We start from the raw sequence: 6,909 nt of genomic DNA, 5'->3' as shown, positions 1-6,909 counted from the left end.
AACGCAGCATGGATCAACCCACCACCATCGGAGACCGCCGACCCAACATCACCACAGCCCTGCACAGTAAATTCATGAAGCCGGGTGTAGCAAACTCATTGACACGTTCCGGTTGGCGAAGACGAGCAGGTTCGAAATGAGCAGTGGCTCCGTCTGCATCAGGCCATTCATAATGTTCTTTCTAGCTTTGCTGGAGAAAAGGAAATCGCGCCGGCGCTTCGATCTGACGGCCTAAGAACGCGGTCACGTTGGTGCAGTGACCCACTGACTTCTCGGGCGCGTCGACCTTTGATCATGATGCGATGACTGGCTGCTTCGGAACAAGGCTGGGCGGGATTTCAAGCAGCCGGCTTGAGCGACGCTCCAGCCGGAATCTCGCCGTACTGCAGATAGCGCCATAGGGCGATCGCCAGCTTTCTTGCCAAGGCAACGATGCCCACTCTGCGCATGCGCTTGCCACCTCCAGCGAAGCGCCGGTTGAACCATTCTGTCAAGGCACTGCCGGGCTGCCAGCGCAGCCAACTCCAAGCTTGTTCGACCAGCAGCGCCCGCGCTCGTTTGTTGCCGGCCTTGCTGATGCCCTGCTCGATCTGGCTGTTGCCGCTGGCATAGGGCGTGGGTGCCAACCCGAGGCAGCCGGCCAGCTCCCGCCGGTTGGCGAAGCGCCGCCATCCAAACACCTCCTTGACCAATACCCAGGCGCCTTTGGACCCGATGGCTCGCAACTGGGTCAGTTGCGCCACCTGCGGCTGTTTGCCATTGGCCATTTCCTGGCGCCGCTCGGCTTCCATGGCCTTGACCTGCTGCTTGACAACCAGCGTCAGCCGTGCACTCTCGCGCACGATCTCCGCACGCAGGACCGGCGGCACCTGCTCGCAATGACGTTCCCACCAGCGCGCCCAGTCGCGTCCGCCGATGATGACGTTCGGACGCAGGTTGTGCAGCACCAGCAGCGAACTGATCCGGTTCGTGTGCGAGGTTCGCTCCTGTGTCAGCCGGCCGAGCTCGCGATGCGTGCGGCGCGCGTCTTCGTCCTCGGGTGTGGGCTCATATAGCACCGACCACACACGCTCGCCGCGATGATGGCGCAGCAACATCGTCAGTAGCTTGTCGCCGTCGAGTCGATCTGTCTTGGCGCGCCTGGCATGTCGGCTCACCTCGATGCTCGAAGAGTCGACCACGATGTTGTCGATGCCCTGCTCGAGCAGCCAGCGATGCAGCCACCAGCGGTCGCGGCCAGCTTCGTAACACGAGTGCACCCGGGTTTGTGGCTCGAGCTTGCAGCGCTCCCGGGCCCTACCGATGCACTGTGTGACGGCAGCCGTGTCGCCGGCCTCCAAGTTGTATCGACTCGGGCTTCGGAGTCCATCGCTCGTCGTCAACTTCCAGGATCTGTCGCCGAGTTCGAAGCTCATATACAGCTCGCCCGAGACCGCCGTATTCTCGCTTTGTGGGACTGCTTGAGTTGTCGACATTTCCGTCTCCTTTGCTACGAGGTTGAGGAAACTCCGTTTTAGCCAATCGGGTCTCGCTCGGGTAGTCCCACATAGCATCTAAAACGGGGAGCGGACGAAATTTGGGGGAGGCCCCTTCATGCTCATGCGCGTCTCAGCTCTTGCGATCTGAAGTGAGGGAAGGTGCTTGCGAAGTGTTCCTCGAGACGGCCATCGAGGAGTTCAACCCGTGTTTGCAAGAGGCAGTGCGCCCCTCTCATCGACCAACGCATCTGCTGACGCTTCGAGGCGACATCCGGCGATTGACCACGTGATTCATCACGGACTCGGCTGACGCCGATGAGATTCGTCGCCCTTTCATTCTTTCTCGCTGATAGTTCGCGAGGTCCTTCCTGTTGTTTTCAAGGAAGCCGAGCAGAGCCTTGGCGGCGCCGTGAGCGGTCTCGGCGCACTGCCTGTAAAAGGGCTCCAGTGCATCAAGCTCCTCGTGCAAGGATGCCATCAACGTGCGTGTTATCTCAATGGCGACTTCGCCCTCTCCTCGCCAAAGCGCGTTTGCGGATCTTTTTCCAAAGCCGCTCACATCGTGTGATCAACAGTGGGCGTTCGCCAGCGAAGTACCACCGTGCGTAGATTGGGCTCTTCACTGCATGCAGCTTCATTCCGAGATGAAACCAGTCGAGGATCTTCGGCGCGACGCGTGGCGCGAACCGAGGTCACCACTGAGCGCATGCCCCTGGCGCCGTCGGTGACCTCTTCGCCATCGATACGCCTTCAATTCAAAAGCGTAGCCTACCGGAGGCGCGATTTGCACCAGCGCCCGCGCTTCGACCTGTCGGCTCGAAAGCGTGTGTTCCGTGTTGAGCCGCTGACCTTGCTGGCGATCTCGCACGCCTGCGCTGCAGGGAACGCAGACTTACGTCCAGGTGCCGGGATGCGCGCGGGCGGGAAACGATGAAGGGCACGTTGTGCTGTTCACAGTACGCGACAGCGCCCTTGGCGTGCAGCTGGTGCGCGCCGTCCATGGCGCAATGATCGGCGGTCAGGATCACGATCCTCTGGTCGGCGAGCCCCGAAGCGTCCAGCTCGGCGAGGATCGTTGCGATATTGTGATCCGCATCGCGCATTCAATTCAGGTAGTAGTTGTGCCTCAGGCGTGCGGCAGTCAATTCGAGATTTTTGCGTCCAAGCCCAAGCGGTTTGAAGGCGAACAATGACTTCCAATTTGCCGGGCCAGCCGGAGCCAACGCGCATGGCGTCGTGCTCACTGATTTCGTCCCTCCACCATGCCATGCGGTGAGCGCCTGCGTCATAGCGGACGAAGTAACGGCCATCTCGACGAAAAACTTCCAGTGTGTCGGTGAGATTCAGCGTCAACGAGCCAGAAGCAGGAGTCGAACGGAATGGAGGGACTGGGGGTTCGGAGGGTTTGAGGGACATGATGACAGGTATCTGCGCGTTGGCCGGCACGAGGCGATGCCAGGAAGCTCGCTTTGGGCTTCTGAAGCTTGCCTGACCAAGTCCGCATTTGCCCCCTCCCTGAAGGAGGGTATCGGGGCCGAATTCCGGTTGTTGGCATCGCGGTTTCTGACCGAGATGGCGCGTCCGATTTGCGTCGGAGGCAGTCTCCCGACTAGGGCGTGTTAACACAAACGAAGCCCGTCAACGATCAGGGCGAAGCTGATGAAGCCCACGAACATCACATCGAGCTTTTCGAAGCGAGAGAAGATGCGTCTATAGCCTTTGAGGCGTCGGAACAGTCGCTCGACTTCGTTGCGGCGCTTGTGCATCTCGCGGTCATACTCCCAAGGCTCAATTCGAGTCTTCAACGGCGGCACGACTGGAATGAACCCCAGATCGAGCGCCAACTGCCCGGTCTCATTGCCCTCGTAGGCGCGGTCCATCAACAGATGCAGGGGGCGATCCGGTCCGCCCAGGCGACGCAACAGCGCGCGGCTTCTGGCGCATCGAGTGCCTGGCCGGGCGACAGCGAGAACGTGCGCTCAATTCGCTCAATGCGCTGCTTGGCAAGTCGACCACCGGCCGATCGCGTCGGCGCCCGCTGCGCTAACCTTCACCCCGGTTCGCAGCAACGCCTTACCGTCATAGATATCTGGAACCATCGCGACCTGTCGATCCATCATTTGGCCGCTATCGACAGTTCCGCGATCAGCCAACCGTCAATGACTGGCCAAGCATCGGCGAATGGGTCCGTGCGGGTTCGCCACCCGTGTTTGGCCTTCTGGCTGCTTGCGATGCGTCGGACGCACTTCTCCGTTGGGCACAGGCTGCGACAAGCCCTGAACGTGCGTTGCAACTTCGGCCGCACTTCTCGGCAACACTTCGTTGGACGCGCCGTGGGCGTCAATGTCGCTCAACGTCTGCTGCGCGTGCCGGATGTCCTGTGGCGGGCGCACTGGGTCTTCTCGATCGACGACCGGCCTTGCGAATGAACCGATTCCAGCGCTTCTCAAACTCGGGCGCGAACCGCTGGACCCAGCGCATGGTCTTCGTGTGGGCCAACGTTACGCCGCGCTGGCTCGCACCCTGAACGACACGGCCACGCCGCCCTTCAGTTCAAGGCGGTTGCGCGGATACAGGTCACTCGTTGAACTCTTGTTCAGCAAGACCTCCTCACGCAGGTTGCGTGCGTACCACCAGTTCAATGCACCATAAGGCCGAAAGCTCACCTTGCTTGCGTCTTGGCCACCCGCCTGCATCGCGCGCACGCCCAGCCGTGAAATCCACCCGCCGCGATGGGCGCTTTGCACATCCGTGCCGTCGGATTCGGTGAAGTTGTACGAGTGGCATGGATGTAGACGATCTGCCACTGCGGCATGATGACCCAGACGCTGTCTTGCATCGTTGGCAGGGCATAGCCGATTTCTGCGGACGCGTTGCCGAAGTGCGAGCGATAGCGCATGCGGGCGATCCTGCGATCGTCCTGGAACCAAGTGGCGTAGAGATCGGTGCCCACGCCGTTGGTGTCGCACTGCGCGCGTTGGTGCAAGGCCCCGGTACGGCGTGGCGCATCACGACCGGCAACTTCCCCGAAGAACTGCCCGCAGCGCCGCGCTGCACCCACGTGCTGATGGCGGTGGCGACGTCGGCGGATGCCTGCGATCGGACCGCGCCCATGCCAACCACTTTCCCATGATGCAAGAGTTCTCTCCTACATGCTGGGCGTGCGACGCGTGGGCATCACCGCTGCCCGCATGTGCTATGCAGCGCCGGGGTTGATTGCTTACAGGCGCGGCGAGTTGACAGTGCTCGATCGGGGCGGGCTCGAAGCGATGACCTGCGCCTGCTACGCCGCAGACTGCAACACGTACGAGCAGTTGCTCTGCGCCCAACAGGAGGCTCCGAAATCCTTGTCCCGCGCTTCATGGTGCGCACGATCTCTCCGGTTGGTGCACACCATCGCATGGCTCATGATCCGGACTCCTCGGGTCAAATGCTGCAGGCGACCGCCGACCGGAACAAGAACGGCCTGCATTGGCCTATTGCGATCAGCTTTGCATTCGTTGTGGACGAAAAAGGCTGCGTGAAGCTTTCCATAGGCACCTCCTCTTGAATTGGGGACAGCTGTCGGCATCGAGGAACCGCCCGCAAAGGGCGGCTGCCGAGGCTTCTCTACCAGCGCCGACAGGCTGCCATACAAAGCGTAGACCAATCCGTGGCGGCCGTCTGTGCGATAGCGGACCAAGAGGCCACACCGCGTTGACCTGCGCAGAAGGCGCAAACGGTTTGCGATCTGCACCATTCGCTCGACCGGCGGTTGTGCCTGCTGGCGCCTGAGACCAGCAACCCAACAGCATCTCAAGTCGATTGACGCCATGCAGCGCCGCAGTACGTCGCCCGAGTCCGCATGTCAGCTGTGGAATGCATTCCACTTATATGACCGTTTTCCTGAATCTTGACCGTCGTCAACGCGTAGGGGCGCGGCCCATTCGCACAATCATCCCAGCGTCGGCTTCAGCAAAGAACTCGACATTGGAACTGGGGCATCGACGCGGTTACCCAGATCAAGCTGGCTACAAAATTGGAGACACCGAAAATGGCACAGGAAAGCACGTTAGCGTCGATGGCAACCAAGCCTGCGTCGTACCGTTGGATGCAGTTGTTGATGGGCATCGTCTGCATGGCGATGATTGCGAATCTGCAGTATGGATGGACGCTGTTCGTCAATCCGATCGCCGACAAGCACGGCTGGACGAGAGCATCGATTCAAGTGGCCTTCACCATCTTCGTCCTCACCGAAACCTGGCTGGTTCCGATCGAAGGCTATCTGGTGGACCGATTCGGGCCTCGCCCGGTCGTCCTGGTCGGCGGTCTCTTGTGCGGCGTCGGCTGGGTGATGAATTCGTATGCGAGTTCGCTTTTCATGCTCTATTTCGCAGCAGCAGTCAGCGGCGTTGGTGCTGGAGCGGTGTACGGCACGTGCGTCGGCAATGCACTCAAGTGGTTTCCCGACCGTCGCGGGCTGGCCGCGGGATTGACTGCGGCAGGCTTCGGCGCTGGCTCCGCTCTGACAATTTTGCCAATCTCGGCCATGATCAAGACCAGTGGCTACGAGGCCGCGTTCCTTTACTTCGGAATCGGTCAAGGGATTGTCGTGTGCGTGCTGGCGCTGCTGCTGACCGATCCGCGCCATGTCGTCAGCTCAGCGCTGAAGAAGAAGGCTCAGTCGGTGTCTGATCGGCCCGCGGTGCCCCAGTCGCGACGCGACTTCAAACCGATGGAGGTTGTGAGAAGTCCGGTGTTCTGGGTGATGTATTTGATGTTCGTTATCGTCGCAGCCGGCGGCTTGATGGCGACTGCCCAACTTGGCCCGATCGCCAAGGACTTCAAAATAGGTGACGTGCCTGTCAGCATCATGGGGCTGGCACTTCCGGCGCTGACTTTCGCGCTGGCAATTGATCGGGTGTTGAATGGCTTGACTCGGCCTTTCTTCGGCTGGGTTTCGGACAAGATCGGTCGCGAACCGACCATGTTTGTTGCCTTTGCTTTGGAAGCAATCGGGATCCTCGCGCTTTACCAATATGGTCAGAATCCTGTTGCCTTCGTCATCCTGACAGGCTTGGTTTTCTTTGCATGGGGCGAAATCTACAGCCTGTTTCCATCCACTTGCGCCGATACCTTCGGATCCAAGTACGCGGCGGCCAATGCAGGGATGATGTATACGGCCAAGGGCACGGCTTCCCTGCTTGTGCCTTTGTCCAGCGTGCTTGCCACAGCGACTGGCGGATGGCACGTCGTCTTCATCGTTGCCAGCGTCATGAACGCGGTTGCTGCCCTTCTTGCGTGGTTTGTACTCAAGCCAATGCGTCGCGCGCACATCGAAGCTGCGAACCAGAGCGTAGGTGTCGACACGGAAGCCGCCCTGGCATCGGGTGCCATCCCGGCCCGCTGAGCGCTTTGCATTTGGGTGAGCGCGTACTCAGCGCTCAATCAG

Annotated in this window: 7 protein-coding genes and 3 pseudogenes; 4 read left to right on the top strand and 6 right to left on the bottom strand. The window is 60.5% G+C overall.

Going from position 1 to position 6,909, the window contains the following annotated elements; genetic code table 11:
• Positions 1-338: 338 nt before the first annotated feature.
• The 3 genes and pseudogenes from QTI66_RS32450 to QTI66_RS32440 all read right to left on the bottom strand — a co-directional run bounded on the left by QTI66_RS32450 (position 339) and on the right by QTI66_RS32440 (position 2,539).
• The gene (locus QTI66_RS32450; protein ID WP_286564487.1) at positions 339-1,475 is read right to left on the bottom strand and encodes an IS110 family RNA-guided transposase; all 1,137 of its coding nucleotides are present in this window, start codon (positions 1,473-1,475) and stop codon (positions 339-341) included.
• A gap of 122 nt (positions 1,476-1,597) precedes the next feature.
• A pseudogene (locus QTI66_RS32445) lies at positions 1,598-2,207 on the bottom strand (ISKra4-like element ISBugl3 family transposase); the annotation flags it as partial.
• A gap of 26 nt (positions 2,208-2,233) precedes the next feature.
• Entirely contained in the window at positions 2,234-2,539 is a 306-nt protein-coding gene (locus QTI66_RS32440) for a hypothetical protein (protein WP_286564494.1), read from the bottom strand.
• On the opposite strand from QTI66_RS32440, the gene QTI66_RS32435 reads away from it, so the two are divergent.
• Complete coding sequence (locus QTI66_RS32435) at positions 2,423-2,671, top strand: hypothetical protein (protein ID WP_286564495.1); 249 nt, start codon at positions 2,423-2,425, stop codon at positions 2,669-2,671. The genes QTI66_RS32440 and QTI66_RS32435 overlap by 117 nt on opposite strands.
• A gap of 426 nt (positions 2,672-3,097) precedes the next feature.
• Here the strand turns inward: QTI66_RS32435 and QTI66_RS32430 are convergent.
• The 3 genes and pseudogenes from QTI66_RS32430 to QTI66_RS32425 all read right to left on the bottom strand — a co-directional run.
• A pseudogene (locus QTI66_RS32430) lies at positions 3,098-3,450 on the bottom strand (transposase); the annotation flags it as partial.
• Positions 3,451-3,878: 428 nt separating this feature from the next.
• Positions 3,879-3,989, bottom strand: a pseudogene (locus QTI66_RS40020) (IS6 family transposase); the annotation flags it as partial.
• Positions 3,980-4,225, bottom strand: a complete 246-nt coding sequence (locus tag QTI66_RS32425; RefSeq protein WP_286564486.1) for an autotransporter domain-containing protein — start codon at positions 4,223-4,225, stop codon at positions 3,980-3,982. The pseudogene QTI66_RS40020 and the gene QTI66_RS32425, both read right to left, overlap by 10 nt.
• Before the next feature lie 38 nt (positions 4,226-4,263).
• On the opposite strand from QTI66_RS32425, the gene QTI66_RS32420 reads away from it, so the two are divergent.
• The 3 genes from QTI66_RS32420 (at position 4,264) to oxlT (ending at position 6,867) form a co-directional block, all read left to right on the top strand.
• Positions 4,264-4,611, top strand: a complete 348-nt coding sequence (locus tag QTI66_RS32420) for a hypothetical protein (protein WP_286564485.1) — start codon at positions 4,264-4,266, stop codon at positions 4,609-4,611.
• Positions 4,612-4,839: 228 nt separating this feature from the next.
• On the top strand, positions 4,840-5,028 hold the full coding sequence (locus QTI66_RS32415; protein ID WP_286564484.1) for a hypothetical protein: 189 nt from the start codon (positions 4,840-4,842) through the stop codon (positions 5,026-5,028).
• A 483-nt stretch (positions 5,029-5,511) separates the two neighbouring features.
• Positions 5,512-6,867 (top strand): oxalate/formate MFS antiporter, encoded by a 1,356-nt coding sequence (gene oxlT / locus QTI66_RS32410; RefSeq protein ID WP_286564483.1) that lies wholly within the window; start codon positions 5,512-5,514, stop codon positions 6,865-6,867.
• Positions 6,868-6,909: the final 42 nt, after the last annotated feature.

It is taken from the genome of Variovorax brevis (assembly GCF_030317105.1).
GTDB classification, from domain to species: domain Bacteria; phylum Pseudomonadota; class Gammaproteobacteria; order Burkholderiales; family Burkholderiaceae_C; genus Variovorax; species Variovorax brevis.
This window is presented reverse-complemented; position numbering and strand designations above follow the sequence as displayed.

What these genes read in the sequence shown, in the direction of transcription:
- QTI66_RS32450 (WP_286564487.1), bottom strand. Translation starts at nt 1,475, where the DNA reads ATGTCGACAACTCAAGCAGTCCCACAAAGCGAGAATACGGCGGTCTCG.
- QTI66_RS32420 (WP_286564485.1), top strand. Translation starts at nt 4,264, where the DNA reads ATGGATGTAGACGATCTGCCACTGCGGCATGATGACCCAGACGCTGTC.
- QTI66_RS32415 (WP_286564484.1), top strand. Translation starts at nt 4,840, where the DNA reads ATGGTGCGCACGATCTCTCCGGTTGGTGCACACCATCGCATGGCTCAT.
- oxlT (WP_286564483.1), top strand. Translation starts at nt 5,512, where the DNA reads ATGGCACAGGAAAGCACGTTAGCGTCGATGGCAACCAAGCCTGCGTCG.